Below are 16,580 nucleotides of genomic sequence, written 5' to 3'. Positions count from 1 at the left end.
ACAGGAGACGTTATGCAGGAATTGATTGCTCAGGTTGAAGAGTTAGGCATTGAAATTAATCACACCACCTCTTTAGTGATTATCTTTGGTATTATTTTTCTTACCGCCATCATCGTTCATTTTATTCTGCACAAAGGGGTGCTTCGCGCATTCGAAAAACGCGCGCAGGCCAGCAGCCATTTATGGCTGCAGATCATCACCCAGAATAAATTATTTCACCGTCTGGCCTTTACCCTGCAGGGGATAATTGTCAACGTCCAGGCGGTACTGTGGCTGCAAAAAGGCAGCGAAGCGGCGGAAATTCTCACTACCTGCGCCAGGCTGTGGGTAATGGTATATGCCCTGCTCTCCTTCTTCTCGCTGCTGGACGTGATTTTCAATCTGTCGCAGAAAATGGCCACCGCGTCACAGCTGCCGCTGAAAGGGATCTTCCAGGGCATCAAGCTGGTGAGCGCCATCCTGGTTGGGATATTGATTATCTCCCTGCTCATCGGCCAGTCCCCGGCGATTCTGATAAGCGGTCTGGGCGCCATGGCCGCCGTGCTGATGCTGGTGTTTAAAGACCCGATACTCGGACTGGTGGCAGGTATTCAGCTTTCCGCCAACGACATGCTCAAGCTCGGCGACTGGCTGGAAATGCCGAAATACGGCGCCAACGGCACGGTGACGGATATCGGCCTGACCACCGTGAAAGTACGCAATTTCGATAATACGATTACGACCATTCCGACGTGGGCCCTGGTCTCCGACGCCTTTATCAACTGGAGCGGCATGTCGGCCTCCGGCGGGCGACGTATTAAGCGCAGCCTGAATATTGATACCACCAGTATTCATTTTCTCGACGAGCAGGAGCAGCAGAAGCTCATTCAGGCGAAACTGCTGAAGCCTTATCTGGCCGCACGTCATGAGGAAATTAACCTGTGGAATCAGCAGAACGGTGAAGGGGAATCGGTATTAAACCTGCGCAAAATGACCAATATCGGCACCTTCCGCGCCTACCTGAACGAATATCTGCGCAACCACCCGCGCATTCGCAAAGATATGACGCTGATGGTGCGTCAGTTAGCGCCTGACGCGAATGGTTTGCCGATTGAAATATATGCCTTCACCAACACGGTGGTCTGGGCAGAATATGAGGAGATTCAGGCCGACATCTTCGACCATATTTTCGCGGTGGTGGATGAATTTGGGTTACGTATTCACCAGTCCCCGACCGGGAACGATATTCGCGCCCTGTCGGGGGTCATCGCCAGGTAATCTGTGTGGGCAACCGGGCGTCAAAGTGAGTGCGGTCAGGTGCCCTCACCCCGGCCCTCTCCCACAGGGAGAGGGAGAAAACCGCGCTACTTTTTGCGCGAGAGCTTAAAAGCAATAAACAGGAACACCACCCACACCGGCAGCAGCATCGCCGAAAGGCGCATCTCATCCATGGTGCACATCAGCACCAGAATTAGCCCCAGGAAAGCGATACAGATGTAGTTCCCCGCCGGGTAAAGCAGCGCTTTGAACTGCGTTTCGCGTCCCTTGCGGCGCATCGCGGCGCGGAATCGCAGGTGCGCCAGGCAGATCATGATCCAGTTCAGCAGCAGCGTGGCGACAACCAGCGCCATCAGCAGGCCAAAGGCCTCTTTCGGCAGCAGGTAGTTGATTAGCACTACCAGCGACGTAATGGCACCGGAAAGGAACAAGGAATTCACCGGCACGCCGCGACGGCTGACGCGGGTAAGGAACTTCGGCGCGTTGCCCTGTACGGAGAGGCCAAACAGCATACGGCTGTTGGAGTAAACGCCGCTGTTATAGACCGACAGAGACGCCACCAGAATGACAAAGTTCAGCGCCGAGGCGACCACGTTGCTGTTCAGATCGTGGAAAATCATCACGAACGGGCTGCTGTCGGATTTCACTTCCACCCACGGATAGAGCGCCAGCAGCACCACCAGCGAGCCGATGTAGAACAGCAGAATACGGTATACCACCTGGTTAACCGCTTTTGGAATGCTTTTATGCGGGTCGTGCGCTTCCGCGGCGGTGATGCCAATCAACTCTAATCCGCCGAAGGAGAACATGATCACTGCCAGCGAGAGGATCAGCCCTTTCCAGCCGGTCGCCAGGAAGCCGCCGTGCTGCCAGAGGTTATCGATCGTGGCGCGCTCGCCGCCGTGGCCTGAGAACAGCAGCCACAGGCCAAAGCCGATCATGCCGATAATCGCCAGCACCTTGATCAGCGCAAACCAGAACTCGGTTTCGCCATACAGGCGGACGTTAACAAGGTTAACGGCGTTGATAATGATGAAGAAGGCCGCCGCCCAGATCCACGTCGGGACATCCGGCAGCCAGTACTGCATGTAAATGCCTGCGGCGGTCAGCTCCGCCATCCCCACCAGCACGAACATGACCCAGTAGTTCCAGCCGGACAGGAAGCCGGCAAACGGGCCCCAGTATTTATAAGCAAAGTGCGCGAAGGAGCCTGAAACCGGCTCTTCAACAACCATCTCGCCAAGCTGACGCATGATCAGGAAGGCAATAATCCCGGCGATACCATACCCCAGCAGTACCGCCGGGCCCGCCATCTGAATAGCGGGGCCGATGCCAAGAAACAGCCCGGTACCGATCGCGCCGCCAAGGGCAATTAACTGAATATGTCGATTTTGCAAACCACGTTGCAGCGTCGGATTCTGATCCGACGAGGCTTCGGCGCTACCATAGCCTGAAGCGGATGACGCGTCTTTCACGTCCTACCCCTGTCTCTTTTTTAGAAGGGGCACGTTTTAACACTTCATGCTGGAGGTAGCAAGGGATTGGGGCATCCCTGCCCCGGATAACGAGATGGAACGCTTAGAATTCGTAGCCAACCGAGATCTTAAAGGTGCGCGGTTCGCCCTGCGTGATGTAAGTACCGGAATCGTCCACGCTGGCCCAGTAGTTTTCATTGGTCACGTTGTCGATGCCCGCGCGCACGGTCATCGGGTTTGCATTATGGTTCACCGCGAAGCGATAGCGCATACCCAGATCCAGCGTGGTGTAGCTGTCCAGCTTTTTGGTGTTTGCCAGGTCAGCGTACTGCGCGCCGGAGTGGTTCACGCGTGCGGTGGCGGTCAGGCCGTCAATCGGCTTGATGTCGTACTCTGCGCCCAGCACGGCGTAAAAGTTCGGAATACCGATCGCATCGTTCCCCTGATTGACGCCATTTTTGGTTTTGGTCAGCTCGGCCTGCAGCCAGGTGGCGCTGGCGTTGAGGCGCATCCCCAGCAGGGGCTCGCCAAAGACGTTCAGCTCCACGCCACGGTTACGCTGCTCGGCGTCAAGGCCGTAGTGGCCTCTGTCGTCGAGGATCGCCGACGGCATCTTGATTTCGAACAGCGCAAGCGATCCGCCCACGCGGCCAAAGTCCGCCTTCACGCCCACTTCGTTCTGCTTAGAGTGCACGATACCGGTGCTCTGGCCGTAGTTGGTGGCGGTATTAGGCGCGGTTTTGCCCGGCTGCAGCGCTTCGGTATGGTTAGCATAGAGGGAGATTTCCTCCCACGGCTTGTAGACCACGCCGTAGGTTGGCATCCAGCGGCTGCCGTCGAAGCCGTCTGCCGCGTTTTCCGCACCGGTAATTTTGTTATACCCGCGAATGACCACCTTCTGGTGGCGCGCGCCGGCGGTGAACAGCAGTTTGTCGTCCAGCACACCCAGGGTATCGCTCAACAGCCAGCCTTGGGTACGGGTGCGTCCGCTGGTCAGCGGATCGCTGTATTTCCCGCCTGAGCCGTTGAGGTTGCTGCTGTCCGGCATATCCACGCCGGTATTGTGGTAGATGTTGGTCGTCGGGTTATCCTTCGTCGCCGACATTTTCCACGCGATTTTTTCGTTTTTGGTCATCGCCGAATAGCCGACGTTGACCTTGTGCGAGACGAAACCAGTATTGAAATTACCGCGAATGCCCGCCATACCGCTGACGGAGTCGCTGATGCGGTTGGTATCAAGGCGGCTGACCGTTGCCTTGCCGCTTTTATCTACCAGCTTCGGCGCGCTGTAGATCCCTTCCTCATGCGCATGCTGCGCGCCCAGGCCGGTATAGGCGGTCCAGCCGTCGGTGATGTCGTACTCGCTGCGCCACATCCCGAACTCGTTTTCGATGTTGCTGTAGGCCCACTTCTGCGAGAAGTTGCGATCGTTTTTCGGCGGCTCGGGCACGAAATCCACCGCCGAAATGTTGACGCTGGTTGGGCTACCGTGGAAGGTTTTCTTTTGATAGCCCAGATCAAGCGAGGTGCGGAAGCGGTCACCGCTGTAATCCAGGCCGGTAGAGAGCAGCGTGGTGCGGCGGCGATCGTTCGGTATGCCGGTTTCCCCTTCGCGATGGACCAGGTTCACCCGCGCGCCAAACTGGTCGTTGTCGCCGTAGCGACGACCCGCATCCAGCGTGGTGCCAATCTGAGAATCTGAGGTGTAGTCCACGCCCACTTTCGCCTGCGGGAGTTCGCCCGCGTGTTTTGGCTCAAGGTTGATCATCCCGCCCACGCCGGAGCTCGCCGCGCCGTTCATCAGGGCGTTTGCCCCTTTGAAGATCTCAATGCGCTCAACCATCTGGGTATCCACCACCTGGCGCGGCAGCACGCCGGACAGCCCGCCAAAGGTCATGTCGTCACCGTCGAACTTCAGGCCACGAATACGGTAGGTTTCCGCGCTGTTACCGAACCCCTGAACGAACTGCACGCCCGCGTCGTTGGCGACCACGTCAGCAATGGTTTTCGCCTGCTGATCTTCCACCAGCTTTGAGGTGTAGCTGATGATGTTGAACGGTACGTCCATGGCGTTCTGCTGGCCCAGCATCCCCATCCGTCCGCCGTTTGCCACCTGTCCGTCGAGGAAGGCCGGTACCAGCCGATCGCCACCGGGTTTGAAATCGCTGGCTGGTGCAGCCTGGACAACGAGGGTTTCCTCTTTTTGATCGTCCGCCGCGAAGACGGAATGCGTCACCGCGCCAACGGCGAGCGCCAACAGCGTGTTGTTTATTTTGGTGTTGTTCATCGTTAACTCATTTAAACGTGCGCGCAAAAATGACCCGTTGTCGGGCCTTAGAATGTGTTTATCAAAATACAAATGAGAACTATACGCATTACACATACATTAGCAAGTGTAACCGCGTTCATGAGGAGGTTTGGCGAGAAATGAGGGGAACAACCACCCCGTTGCGGGGGTGGCTGCAGTGACGTTATTTTTTCTTGTAGATATTGGCCGTACCGTGAATTTTATTGTTGGTGTTCCCTGAGGTGAGCACCAGGACATCCGCGCCTTTCTTATCGGCTTTCTCAATCAGTTCTTTTTTTGCATCATCAACCGATACTTCATTTGAAGTGCTTACCGTACCGATTTTTTTATACTGAGACTCGACTTTCTTGAACTCATTTTTAGTCAGCAGTTGGGCAGCAAAAGCATTGGTTGTAAACAGTAACGCCGTTCCCAACAAAATAGCAGTCGTCTTTTTCATAACTTTTTTTCCTTGAGATTAAGCAGCAACTACGAAAAACCTCACGCATTGTGGTGAGGTTTTATGAGCATGGTAGAGAATCTCAGGAAATGCCATACGTTCAGGAAAATTCTTTTATAACAACCCGTTGCATGAAATTACTAACGAATATTAAGAATATTCGAATACCCGCGCGGTGCCAGCAATATCAATGCGTACCGCCGTGCCCGGGTTCCATCCTGGCTGGCTGACGGTCTTCAGAATCACGGGCTGTTGCTGCCCGGCTAATCCGAGGGTGAGCGTCGATAGCTGTCCGGTGAAGTCCACATCAAGAATCGAGATCGGGCTTTCATGTGAGGCACATGCCGTCACGCGTAATTGTTCAGGGCGCATCATCACCCTGCCCTGTCCTGTCGCATGCGCGTTGTCCGTCGGCACTTCACCCAGCGCGCACACGGCATACCCGGCAGCGAGCTGAGCTGGCAGGATCACGGCGTCGCCAAGAAACAGCGCAGTCTCTTCGTCAACGGGACGGGTGTAAACCTCATAAGGCGTACCGACCTGTGTGAAGCGTCCGGAGCGCATCACGGCAACCTGCGTGGCAAAGGACAACGCTTCGTTCTGATCGTGGGTGACCAGAATCGAAGCCACGCCCGCTTCGGCCAGCAGATCGGCCGTTGCCTTACGCGTCATGGCGCGCAGGCCGGTATCCAGCGCCGAGAACGGTTCATCCAGCAGCATCAGTGAAGGACGCTGGGCCAGCGCACGGGCAAGCGCCACGCGCTGCTGCTGCCCGCCGGAAATCTCGTGGGGCCAGTGCGTTGCCAGTTGCCTGTCCAGAGACACCATCTCCATCAGCGCCTCAACGCGCTGGCGTTTCTCGTGGCGGGTGCCGTCCAGCCCCCAGGCAATGTTGTCTGCCACGTTGAGGTGCGGGAACAGCGCCCCCTCCTGAGGTACAAAACCGATCCCGCGCTGGTGGGCAGGGACAAAACGGTTTTCATCAAACAGCGTTCTCCCCTGCATGACAATACGCCCGGTGTCAGGCGTTTCGAAACCGGCAAGAATACGCAGCAGCGTGGTTTTCCCCGACCCGGACGGCCCGACAATCGCCGTCCTGCTCCCCGGCGCAACGCTCAGGTTTAAGCTGTCGAGCACCTGCACATCAGCAAACGATTTAGAAATGGCGGTTAATTCAAGCATGTCATAGCCCTGCAATTTTTTTCGACTGCATATAGAGAATGGCGGTCAGCGGGAGTGAAATCAGGATCATCAGCATCGCGTAAGGCGCGGCGGCCACATAGTCAATTTCACTGGTCAGCGCCCAGAATCCGGTAGAGAGCGTGCGCGTGCCCAGCGGAGAGAGCAACAGCGTGGCGGTCAACTCGTTGCTGACGCCGAGGAAAACCAGCGCGGCACCCGCCGCCGCACCCGGTGCGGCCAGCCGCATCGTGACGCTCCAGAGCGCCTTCGCGGGCGTGCTACCCAGGCTGCGCGCCACGTTTTCCAGCTCGACCGGTGCCTGCGCAATCCCCGCCCGAAGGTTGATGAGCGCTCGGGGCATAAACATCAGCAGGTAGGCCAGGAACAGGGTAATTTCCGTCTGGTAAATGGGGCGGGCGTAATGAATGGTGACGGTGACCAGCGCCAGCGCCGTGACAATGCCCGGCAGTGAACTGGTGATATAGATGCACCCTTCCAGCATCCGGAAGATACGGTGCGGATAGCGGATACCGAGCCACGCGATGGGGATCACGCACGCCGTTGTCAGGAGCGCACCGCCCACGCCGAGCATCAGCGTCTGGCGCAGGGAGTGCCAGAGATCGGGACTCATCCAGTTTTGCACGCCGCCGAGCCAAATCCAGCGGCACAGGACAATCAACGGCACGCCCAGCGCCAGCACGATCAGCACGATGAAAAACAGCTGGCCCAGCGCGGCAGCCGCAGGCTTCAGCGGCAAGCGTTTTTGCTCGCGCGCGGCCCCGGCGCCAATGCGCGCGTAGCGTGCTTTTCCGCGCGTTACGCCTTCCAGCACCAGAATAGCCAGACAGCATAAGGCCAGCACGCCCGCCAGCATGTTCGCCGCCGGGCCGCTGAAGGTAGACTGGAACTGGTCATAGATTGCCGTGGTGAAGGTATCAAAGCGGATCATCACGTACAGGCCATATTCCGCCAGCAGATGCAGCGCCACCAGCAGCGCGCCGCCGCAGATAGCCAGCTTGAGCTGAGGCAGCACCACGCGGAAAAAGACCCGCCAGGGCGGCGTGCCGAGCGACGCGGCGACATCTTCAAGCGTCGGGTCAAGACGACGCAGCACCGCCGCAACCGGCATATAGATAAACGGATAGTAGGCCAGAACGGAGAGGAACACGCCCGCGGAGAGCCCATGCATGGACGGGACAACGCTCACCCAGGCATAGCTTTGCACAAACGCGGGGATCGCCAGCGGGGCGACCGCCAGTGCAGACCAGATCCCTCGACCGGCAAGCTGTGTGCGCTCGGTGAGCCAGGCTATCGCCACGCCCGTCACGATACACAGCGGAACCGCTAAAGCCGTCAGCCACAGCGTGTTGCTGAGTAGCTCAGCAACACGCGGGCGAAATACCAGCGCCTTAATGGTTTCCCATCCGGTCTCAATGCCAATGGCAATGATAAAACCCAAAGGCAGAAGCGCCATTAATGAAAACAACACAGCTAACGCAACCATCGGCAGTGCAGGACGCCTGCGGGCAGGCTCCTGCACTCTGTTTTTTCCGATGTCGAGACTCAGACCAGACATAAGACGTTCACTTCACTCTCAGGATCACAGCAGACCGGCTTGCGTCATCAGCTCGATAACTTTTTTACTGTTGAGCGTTGAAGGTTCAACTTTCGGTGCATCAAGATCTTTCAGCGGGACCAGTTTCGGGTTTGAGGCCGCGTTTACGCCCACAGCGTATTCAAAGGCGTTGTTGGTACGCAGACTCTCCTGACCTTCTTTGCCGGTAATGTATTTGATGAAGGCCTGCGCCTGCGCTTTGTGCTTGCTGGACGCCAGCACGCCACCGCCAGAGAGGCTCACAAACGCGCCCGGATCCTGGTGTTTGAAGTAGTAGAGCTGAGTGTTTTTGCTGTTTTCACCGGTTTTGGACTGATCGACAAAGCGGTAGTAGTGATAAATCACGCCGCCATCAATCTGGCCGGCATTGACGGCTTTCATCACCGTGCTGTTGCCTTTATAGGCAACGAAATTAGCTTTCATCGCCTTAAGCCATTCCAGAGTGGCCTTTTCGCCTTTCAGAGCCAGCATCGCGCTCACGATGGCCTGGAAATCCGCGCCTGACGGTGATGCCGCCCAGCGGCCTTTCCACTCGGGTTTCGCCAGATCCATCAGAGACTTAGGCAGCTGCTGCTCGTTCAGTTTTGCCGGGTTATAGACGAATACCGTGCTGCGGGCGGCAATGCCGATCCAGCGACCATGCGCCGGACGATACTCTGCCGGTACCTGCTTCAGGGTGTCTGCATCCAGCGGCGCAAACAGGTTAGCGTTATCCACCAGCACCATGGACGGCGAGTTTTCCGTCAGGAATACGTCGGCCGGCGATGCGCTGCCTTCCTGAACCAGCTGGTTACCCAGCTCGCTGTCATCACCATTACGCAAAGTCACTTTAATGCCGGTTTCTTTGGTAAAACCGTCAACCCACGACTTCACCAGGTTTTCATGCTGCGCGTTATACACAACGATACCTTCGTTGTTATCGGCGGCAACTGATTGTGTGGAAAGGAAAAGGGATGACGACAACAAGGCAAGCGAGAAGCAGGACAGCAGGCGAGAATTCATGAACATATCCTTAATAGACCAACGGGAGTAACCACTCATAGCTTTGTGGGACAGGATTAAAGCACACAACAACGCTAATGATAATTAGTATCAATCCAGTTTACGCGTAAAAGTGTAAAATTTCATTATTGCGTGGTTTGAAATGATAAAAATCCAGATGGGAAAGACAGTTCAATTCAAAATTAAGAAAACCTTAAGACTGAACGGAAGAAGAATTCATTAGCCTTCTATTTATTATTGCGACATTTAATGCACAGATGAACAACTCTCCCGCCAGAGAGGCGGGAAAATGTAATGCAGTGTGTTATTTATCGATTAAATTAAAATCACCCTGGTTATATCTTTGCCCCTGGATATTGTCAGGCGTAAAGACATGGTCAACGAACTTAATATCAGAATCGGAAAGATTCAGGCTGACCGCCCCCGCATTATCCTGCAAATGCGCTATTTTTCGAGCCCCGGGAATAGGAACAATGTCATCTCCTTTACTCATCACCCATGCGAGGGCCAGCTGCGCGAGGGAACAGCGGTATTTATCCGCGACATCCTGTAGCTGGCCGAGCAGCTGTTGGTTTTTCTGCATCGCTGCTTTCTGGAAGCGAGGCAGGTTCCGTCGGAAATCATCCTCGCCAAAGCCGGAGCTGTCGGTGATTTTCCCGGTTAAAAATCCGCGACCCAGCGGACTGTAGGGCACAAACCCAACGCCCAGCTCGCGGCAAGCGTTGAGAATGCTTTCCTCCGGCTCGCGAGTCCAGAGCGAATATTCCGTTTGCACGGCGGTAATCGGATAAACTTTGCAGGCCCGGCGTAACGTGTCGGCTGAGACTTCTGAAAGCCCGATATGGCGAACTTTCCCTTCCTTGATTAAATCAGCCATTGTTCCCACAACGTCTTCAACAGGTACAGACGGGTCGACGCGGTGCTGATAAAGCAGATCGATAGTCTCGATATTGAGACGTTTAAGTGAACCTTCTACCGCTTCACGAATATGTTCAGGGCGGCTGTCAACACCAGCCATACGTTCAAGCCCGCGTCCGGAGGGAAGGATGCGAAAACCAAATTTAGTCGCAATCTGTACCTTGTCGCGAATACCTTTAATCGCCTTCCCGACCAGGACTTCATTATCATAGGGGCCATAGACTTCCGCGGAATCAAGGAAGGTAACGCCCAAATCGACCGCAGCGTGAATGGTATTGATCGCCTCCGATTCTTCGGCGCCACCATAGGCAAAACTCATCCCCATACAACCCAACCCCAGCGCTGACACCTGGAATTTATCTTTTCCCAGATAACGTGTTTTCATCTTATATTCCTGTTTTGATAAATGACAGGAAATATATACTTTCATTCTTAACGCATAACAATTAGTATATTTTTAATGCAGTATTTTATGAGAATTAACAATGAAAAATGCACCAGAGTTACAACATATAGAAATATTACTTATTATTGTAAAACACGGGAGTTTTCGTCAGGCCGCAAAAGAATTAAATGTTTCAGCGCCGACGTTAACTGTCGCCATAAATAATCTTGAAGAAAAACTTGGGGTTAGACTTTTGAATCGCTCCACCCGAAGCTTGTCTTTGACGGCCGTCGGTAAAGCGTTTCTTGATGACGTGACGCCCATCCTGAATGACTACAGACGCGTCATTGATAATCTCAATGACCACAAAGAAAAGCCAGAAGGCGTCATCAAAGTCAACTTACCCCGGATCGTGGTTGATCTCTTTTTTCAAAGCCATTTCGTTACGTTCAAAAATGATTACCCGGGTATTAAATTAGAGTTGTTCACCACTGACAGAAAAATCAATATTATCGACTCAGGTTTCGATGCCGGAATACGTTATACACAAGATGTTCCTAAAGATATGGTTGCCATTCCTTTTGGTGGCAAGATGGCTCTTATTCCCGTTGCCAGCCCCGATTTTCTGAAGAAATCAGGCACGCCTGACTCACCAAAAGATCTGGTCAATTTCAGGTGTATAAATCGCTGTTTTCCTGATGGAAAGCTGTATCGCTGGGAGTTTATGGATCCACAAGGGGAAACAATGGAGGTATCTGTTAATGGCGATCTGGTTGTCGATTCAGACGCGGCAATGATCCAGGCTGCTGAATATGGGTTAGGGATTGCGTTTGTTTATGAGAATCTGGTTGAGGATAAAATTAGCGAAAACAAACTTGTCCGTTTGCTACCTGATTATACCTATCCCGCTGATAATTTTTGTGTTTACTACCCGAGCCGAAAACATCTGCCAGCACCGCTGAGAACCTTCATAGCGTGGGTGATGTCGATGAATAAAGACGTGCGTTGAGAGGAAATGGCACGCCCTGTAGGATTCGAACCTACGACCTACGGCTTAGAAGAACGTAGAGTACTATTTAACACACTGTAATGTCATTAGTTTTTCCGCGCTCGCGCCGGGTTTGTGTCATTACGTGTCGTTATATGCTTCTGCGTTTCGTTATGTGGCATCCATGCATGACACATCTGTGACACAGAGAGTGCACAGCCATGCCGCCTGGCATAGCTATGCCCTTTCCCCATTACATCACCGGGCAGTCGTCGAACTCGCCAGAACGCGCATCGTTGATAATGTAGGTGATCACACCAAATACTGGCCGGTCGGAATCTGACATCTCATCCTTTTGTCGCAACAGTTCCCTCTTGCCATTCTCCAGATTCTCAAGATGAGGTTCTGGGTGGGTGCGATACCTTTTAATGCGGAACTCGCCTCCGTCAGCGCAAACCAGCAGCGACCCATCACATGGGCGCAGTGACGCGTCGACAACCAGCAGAGCGCCACTGAGTATACCTTCCCGGTAATGCGTCGCTCCTGCACGCATGAAGTACGTGGCCGCTGGCCTCGTTATGATGCGCTGGTCGAGTGATATGCGTTGCTCAACGTAGTCTTGCGCTGGACTCGGGAATCCCATGATGCACCTCCGATAAATACTGTATATGTATACAGTATTATAAATCGACGGTATTGAGCAAGTGGAATCTGTCAGATGGCAATGTGAATAAAAAAACCCACTACTTTTAGTGGGCTTAGGCGTTTCGCAGCTTAACAGAATATCTTTATTTGCATATAAGTTTACTTAACTTATTGGATGCTCTAATTGAAGGAGCATCTATAAATTTCTCGAATAGATAGGCAATTGGCACTGATATCAAGATCGTTAAGCATGTAGCAATTATGAATTCTACAATTCCAATTTGTTCGTATTTCTTATGTAAAACATATGAAATGACATAAATCACTATAGCGTGATTAAGGTATAAAGGGAATGATATATTCCCAAGAAACCTGACAACATTTGTTGACAGAAATTTCATTGCGACATTTGAATCTATAATTGATGCAAATAAAATCATACTACCAATTACGCCTATTGTTATAGATACTTGCATGTATGAAAAACCATCAAACACTTTAAGATAGGTATATGCACCAATGTATTGCGCTATGTTTTCTCTTGGGAGTGGAATTGTTGCCAAATACAGCCCAATTGAAAACATAGCCAGTCTTATATATGGGTTTATTTTAAATGCCCCACCATTGGTTATGTCGCTCATTATCATTCCAAATACGAACAGCGCATAATATGTGCTGTATTCGAAAATATCCTGATGAGCCTGATTCAAACTAACCATGAAATATACCATCACCATTGAATAGAATAATATTCTATGTTTGCTTCTCCCAAAAATTGCAAGCAAGGAAAACACAAGTAGTGATCCATATAGTTCATAAGACATTGACCATAGCGGATAGTTAGTCAATATTGAGTGTGTAAATGGTATTTTATAAAACACCTGCTCAACAACATTAAATAATTGCAGCCCAAACGCCTGCCCCACATACGTATCAATAAATAACATTACCACATACATCAATACCATTGATCCAGCCACAGGCAGCATAATTCTTGGATATCTTTTTATTACTCCAGAAAGTATAACATCATGATTTTTTGATCTATTGAAAGACAGCGACAACACAAATCCGCTAAGTGCAAAAAATATATAAACAGCCACATCGCCGTTGTACATGATATTAAGAGGGGTTGAAATTATGAGCCTTCTTACAAGACCTGTAATTCCTTCAAGCTCAGTAAATCTTATATCTGGCTTATAGAAATTAATGCAGTGTTCTATTAAAACAAGAATACATAAAATACCTCTAAGACCATCAAGGTATCCTAAATTTATTTTAGCATTATTATGCTTATCAGAACGCTCAGATGACATGACTAACCCAACTCCTTCTGCCTCAAACCTCTCTATGTTATCGCACACATTAGCATGCGGCATAGATATTTCAATAGAAATCTATTGCTAATACACTGGGTTAGCATATCTTTTATGTTAACACAATCATCATCATAAGGATGTCAGCTATGCTTCATTTTTACACCTTTCTTAGTGTCATATTTTTTTTCTTACTTTCTGCAGCTACGGTGGTATTGACGCTTGCCTTCAGAATCTCATCGAAAGAAAAAAGGAGGGATACCCCTCCTGAAAGTTAAATCAACTGCCGCGCATTAAACAAATCGTGACGCCTGGTCAATTAAAATTGGATATCAGATACCACCCAAATTAATGGGAATCATTCTCATGCAAGTGTGCAGCATAAGACTACTCCGCCGGGGGGTCTGGCCACGTGATATCCGGAGACGTCGATGTATCCACAATCTCCAGCGCCTCAAGATAGTCTAGCCATGCGTTGTATTGTACCTTTTCAGAATCTTTCAATCGCCCCATTGCGGCTTTACCTGGCCACTGCTTGCCGTTCATGTAATCGTTGGCATGGTCAATCAGCGATTGTTTCTCTACTTCCGCAGTAGTAACAAGTTCTTCATGAGTCGGAGGGGGGATATCACCCCATGCCGGATAACCATCACTTCCCGCCACCCTCACTTTACCCGCGGGTGGGGATTGAAATGATTTAAATACACCATCTTCAACTTCTACGCCTTCATCAGGCCAAGTTCCTGCAGCCTCATAATCAGCACGAAGACTTAATGGGTAAAATGCATTCGTCTTGGCATCATACAAATATGTATTCATCTTAGTATCCTATAGCAAACCAGTTGCATGCAGCTGAAGCTGGTACTGACTGGACTGTCGTATTACCTCTAGAAATGCTGCCGATTGCTCCAGCATAGAATGCAGTCCTTGTTATGTTATTAAGCTGCCATAGCGTCATTGCCAGCCCACCGCCTGTGTCATGCTCACCAATGTGCAATACACCTGTCGGGAATGGGATTGGAAAATTAACAAGGACATCTGGGCTTGATGGTGTAGCCGCTGCTGATGCCCCTTGTTGAAGGATTAGCCCATTTGGTAACTTTGCCCAACCATTGGTGGAAAGTGCAGCAGAAAAATAGCTCATGTCAGGAATTTGATTTGCGCCGTTTCCGACTGCTCTTGTAGCTGCAGATCCAAGCCCGATGTTACTTCTGAATGCGGCTTTATCAGGGATATCATTACCATTTTGGCTCTGCTGCATTGCGCCTGTGATACGGCTATCATCACCAGCAGCAACTGTTCCAGACACAGAGCCGACATTTCGCGTAGAGGAGTTTCCAAGCCCAAGATTGGCCCTTGCCCCCGCAGCGTCTTTAGCTCCAGTTCCTCCCGATGAAAGTTGCAGAGCAACAGTTCCTGCCGGAGAGTTAATGGAGTATGCCCCCCAAGCTCCATTCTGAACAAAAACGTAAGAATTCTTATCGGGAGACCAGAGCCTGGTTTCAGTTGTATCCTGATCAAGTCGGTCTAAATGGAGATATGTAAGAATATCGGAAATTGAAGTCTTGCCGATAACGTCACGCCCGACTGAAGACAGGTCTGTTAGCGATGCAACATCTGTCCCTGTGAAATACGGAAGTTTATTTGACCCTGTAGTAAGAGCAGCAAGAGCCGTCAGCGTAGCATCAAGTGGCTGAAAATTTCCAAGGATGTAGCTTAATGTTCCTGCGGTCATCATGTTTGCCGCAATATCATTCGCAGACCAGGATCGTGCTGTGGTACCTTCTTGTGCGCGATCAATTGTCATTACGTCACCAGAACGCGCTGTGACATGGACAATTTCGCTTATCTGCCCAGTTGCGGCGTCAACAAATGTTAACTTGAAAAAGCTAACTCCTGGTGTTGGAGAGGGGAATAGAGCTCCCGTACCAGTGTTGACCGTCATCGAAGTGGCTGAAGAACTAATTCCTGCCGCTAGCACTGTTTGTGCGTTGTTGGCTGCTAAAAGTATGAGTGCCATTTATCCTCCGGGATTTGGGCAATAAAAACCCGAACTAGTCGGGTTCTTAATGTTAAAATTAATCAAAACTTAATGAGGACTTTAGAATGAATAATCTATCAGTTGCTATTGCAAAATTTCTTTTAACAACAGTCAGCTCTATAACAATTTTACTTTCGTCATTCCTTATTTTTTTGATTTTCAGCATGTGGATTCAGGAAGGCGTTCCACCATTCGAAAATATAAAATTCAGTGTCGCAGTATTCTTTACTGTAATTATGCTGTTTGTTATATCCCAGTGCCTCAAAAATTACACTGACATGGCAATAGATCGTCGAGATAATGCTAACCGATAATGGTGACAGTTACAGGCTGATAAAATGGCATATGGAGCAGGCCACTATCAAAGGCCTGCTTAAAAAGAGATGCATACTCGTACTCGTTACTTTTGATTAGCACGTTTTTTTTCTGATTATATAATTGACTGTTAAACGAAAACTCATTGTACATAGATGCGTCTGTTAGCTTTCGATATCCTTTAATGATGGAGATGCTTGCACCAGAACCAGAGAACAAGATCGATATGCTCCAACGCTGATCGTTAACAACATCTACTCCATCGACACCTGTCAAAAACCTAATTACCCTGCGCTTCAGCCATGGGATAGTAAAGTAGAAGCCGTCACCTTTATAAAAATTCCATGTCATGATGCGTTTAAACAAATCATCTGAAACGACAACCTGCTCAGACTGATTAACTACTTTCCTCTCGTTGAACGGTAGTTGGTTAAAAAGCATGGCATTGAAAGGTCCGTAAACGCTTTGTCTTCCACTAACCAGAACCGGCGGCTTTACGCCATAAATTCCCCTGGCTATCCATTTAAGCTGATCCCCGGCATTATACCCACCAACGAAAACAGGAAGATTTGCGTTAATCATCCAGGAATAGATGTCTTGCGCCATTGCGTTATACGCAGATACGAATGCCTGAATATCATCGTCATCGTTATACTGCGTATAAAGGTATGATTTAATGATATCTTCTAGCATG

At 50.9% G+C, this 16,580-nt stretch carries 14 protein-coding genes; 2 read left to right on the top strand and 12 right to left on the bottom strand.

All coding sequences use genetic code 11. From position 1 onward, the window contains the following. Window positions 1-12 precede the first annotated feature (12 nt). Window positions 13-1,257 (top strand): mechanosensitive ion channel family protein, encoded by a 1,245-nt coding sequence (locus ACMGG5_RS11615; RefSeq protein ID WP_024906897.1) that lies wholly within the window; start codon window positions 13-15, stop codon window positions 1,255-1,257. Between the two features lie 86 nt (window positions 1,258-1,343). Here the strand turns inward: ACMGG5_RS11615 and pheP are convergent, their stop codons facing one another. The 7 genes from pheP to ACMGG5_RS11580 all read right to left on the bottom strand — a co-directional run bounded on the left by pheP (window position 1,344) and on the right by ACMGG5_RS11580 (window position 10,581). Continuing rightward, window positions 1,344-2,732, bottom strand: coding sequence for a phenylalanine transporter (gene pheP / locus ACMGG5_RS11610; RefSeq protein WP_248272945.1), 1,389 nt, complete (start codon window positions 2,730-2,732; stop codon window positions 1,344-1,346). A gap of 103 nt (window positions 2,733-2,835) precedes the next feature. Further along, window positions 2,836-5,019 carry a TonB-dependent receptor gene (locus ACMGG5_RS11605; protein WP_420277876.1) on the bottom strand — a complete coding sequence of 728 codons (2,184 nt, stop codon included), beginning with the start codon at window positions 5,017-5,019 and terminating at the stop codon, window positions 2,836-2,838. Window positions 5,020-5,203: 184 nt separating this feature from the next. Continuing rightward, window positions 5,204-5,479: a DUF1471 family periplasmic protein YahO gene (yahO, locus tag ACMGG5_RS11600; RefSeq protein ID WP_048225977.1), complete on the bottom strand. Its 276-nt coding sequence runs from the start codon at window positions 5,477-5,479 to the stop codon at window positions 5,204-5,206. A gap of 150 nt (window positions 5,480-5,629) precedes the next feature. After that, window positions 5,630-6,661: an ABC transporter ATP-binding protein gene (locus tag ACMGG5_RS11595; RefSeq protein WP_090417944.1), complete on the bottom strand. Its 1,032-nt coding sequence runs from the start codon at window positions 6,659-6,661 to the stop codon at window positions 5,630-5,632. Between the two features lies 1 nt (window position 6,662). Next, window positions 6,663-8,237 (bottom strand): ABC transporter permease, encoded by a 1,575-nt coding sequence (locus ACMGG5_RS11590; protein ID WP_370884044.1) that lies wholly within the window; start codon window positions 8,235-8,237, stop codon window positions 6,663-6,665. 24 nt (window positions 8,238-8,261) lie between these two features. Continuing rightward, window positions 8,262-9,278, bottom strand: a complete 1,017-nt coding sequence (locus tag ACMGG5_RS11585; protein WP_024906891.1) for an iron ABC transporter substrate-binding protein — start codon at window positions 9,276-9,278, stop codon at window positions 8,262-8,264. 304 nt (window positions 9,279-9,582) lie between these two features. Next, a complete protein-coding gene (locus ACMGG5_RS11580) occupies window positions 9,583-10,581 on the bottom strand; it encodes an aldo/keto reductase (protein WP_420277875.1) in 999 nt (332 codons plus the stop codon). Between the two features lie 100 nt (window positions 10,582-10,681). Here ACMGG5_RS11580 and ACMGG5_RS11575 point away from each other — a divergent pair, with 100 nt between their 5' ends. Continuing rightward, on the top strand, window positions 10,682-11,590 hold the full coding sequence (locus tag ACMGG5_RS11575; protein WP_420277874.1) for a LysR family transcriptional regulator: 909 nt from the start codon (window positions 10,682-10,684) through the stop codon (window positions 11,588-11,590). Between the two features lie 232 nt (window positions 11,591-11,822). On the opposite strand, the gene ACMGG5_RS11570 is transcribed toward ACMGG5_RS11575, so the two are convergent. From ACMGG5_RS11570 to ACMGG5_RS11550, 5 genes are all read right to left on the bottom strand, one after another. Further along, window positions 11,823-12,212 carry a S24 family peptidase gene (locus ACMGG5_RS11570; RefSeq protein WP_250127071.1) on the bottom strand — a complete coding sequence of 130 codons (390 nt, stop codon included), beginning with the start codon at window positions 12,210-12,212 and terminating at the stop codon, window positions 11,823-11,825. 145 nt (window positions 12,213-12,357) lie between these two features. After that, on the bottom strand, window positions 12,358-13,593 hold the full coding sequence (locus ACMGG5_RS11565; protein ID WP_250127072.1) for an acyltransferase family protein: 1,236 nt from the start codon (window positions 13,591-13,593) through the stop codon (window positions 12,358-12,360). A gap of 324 nt (window positions 13,594-13,917) precedes the next feature. Further along, window positions 13,918-14,349: a tail fiber assembly protein gene (locus tag ACMGG5_RS11560; protein WP_250127073.1), complete on the bottom strand. Its 432-nt coding sequence runs from the start codon at window positions 14,347-14,349 to the stop codon at window positions 13,918-13,920. 1 nt (window position 14,350) lies between these two features. Beyond that, window positions 14,351-15,550, bottom strand: coding sequence for a gp53-like domain-containing protein (locus ACMGG5_RS11555; RefSeq protein ID WP_420277873.1), 1,200 nt, complete (start codon window positions 15,548-15,550; stop codon window positions 14,351-14,353). Between the two features lie 324 nt (window positions 15,551-15,874). Next, a complete protein-coding gene (locus ACMGG5_RS11550; protein WP_420277872.1) occupies window positions 15,875-16,579 on the bottom strand; it encodes a hypothetical protein in 705 nt (234 codons plus the stop codon). Window position 16,580 lies beyond the last annotated feature (1 nt).

Origin of the sequence: Enterobacter sp. BNK-34, from assembly GCF_048684445.1 — a bacterium.
Classification (GTDB): Bacteria; Pseudomonadota; Gammaproteobacteria; order Enterobacterales; family Enterobacteriaceae; genus Enterobacter; species Enterobacter pseudoroggenkampii.
The sequence above is the reverse complement of the archived record's forward strand: the minus strand, read 5'-3'. Positions and strand labels throughout refer to the sequence as shown.

What these genes read in the sequence shown, in the direction of transcription:
- ACMGG5_RS11615 (WP_024906897.1), top strand. Translation starts at nt 13, where the DNA reads ATGCAGGAATTGATTGCTCAGGTTGAAGAGTTAGGCATTGAAATTAAT.
- ACMGG5_RS11605 (WP_420277876.1), bottom strand. Translation starts at nt 5,019, where the DNA reads ATGAACAACACCAAAATAAACAACACGCTGTTGGCGCTCGCCGTTGGC.
- yahO (WP_048225977.1), bottom strand. Translation starts at nt 5,479, where the DNA reads ATGAAAAAGACGACTGCTATTTTGTTGGGAACGGCGTTACTGTTTACA.
- ACMGG5_RS11595 (WP_090417944.1), bottom strand. Translation starts at nt 6,661, where the DNA reads ATGCTTGAATTAACCGCCATTTCTAAATCGTTTGCTGATGTGCAGGTG.
- ACMGG5_RS11590 (WP_370884044.1), bottom strand. Translation starts at nt 8,237, where the DNA reads ATGTCTGGTCTGAGTCTCGACATCGGAAAAAACAGAGTGCAGGAGCCT.
- ACMGG5_RS11585 (WP_024906891.1), bottom strand. Translation starts at nt 9,278, where the DNA reads ATGAATTCTCGCCTGCTGTCCTGCTTCTCGCTTGCCTTGTTGTCGTCA.
- ACMGG5_RS11580 (WP_420277875.1), bottom strand. Translation starts at nt 10,581, where the DNA reads ATGAAAACACGTTATCTGGGAAAAGATAAATTCCAGGTGTCAGCGCTG.
- ACMGG5_RS11575 (WP_420277874.1), top strand. Translation starts at nt 10,682, where the DNA reads ATGAAAAATGCACCAGAGTTACAACATATAGAAATATTACTTATTATT.
- ACMGG5_RS11570 (WP_250127071.1), bottom strand. Translation starts at nt 12,212, where the DNA reads ATGGGATTCCCGAGTCCAGCGCAAGACTACGTTGAGCAACGCATATCA.
- ACMGG5_RS11565 (WP_250127072.1), bottom strand. Translation starts at nt 13,593, where the DNA reads ATGCCGCATGCTAATGTGTGCGATAACATAGAGAGGTTTGAGGCAGAA.
- ACMGG5_RS11560 (WP_250127073.1), bottom strand. Translation starts at nt 14,349, where the DNA reads ATGAATACATATTTGTATGATGCCAAGACGAATGCATTTTACCCATTA.
- ACMGG5_RS11555 (WP_420277873.1), bottom strand. Translation starts at nt 15,550, where the DNA reads ATGGCACTCATACTTTTAGCAGCCAACAACGCACAAACAGTGCTAGCG.
- ACMGG5_RS11550 (WP_420277872.1), bottom strand. Translation starts at nt 16,579, where the DNA reads ATGCTAGAAGATATCATTAAATCATACCTTTATACGCAGTATAACGAT.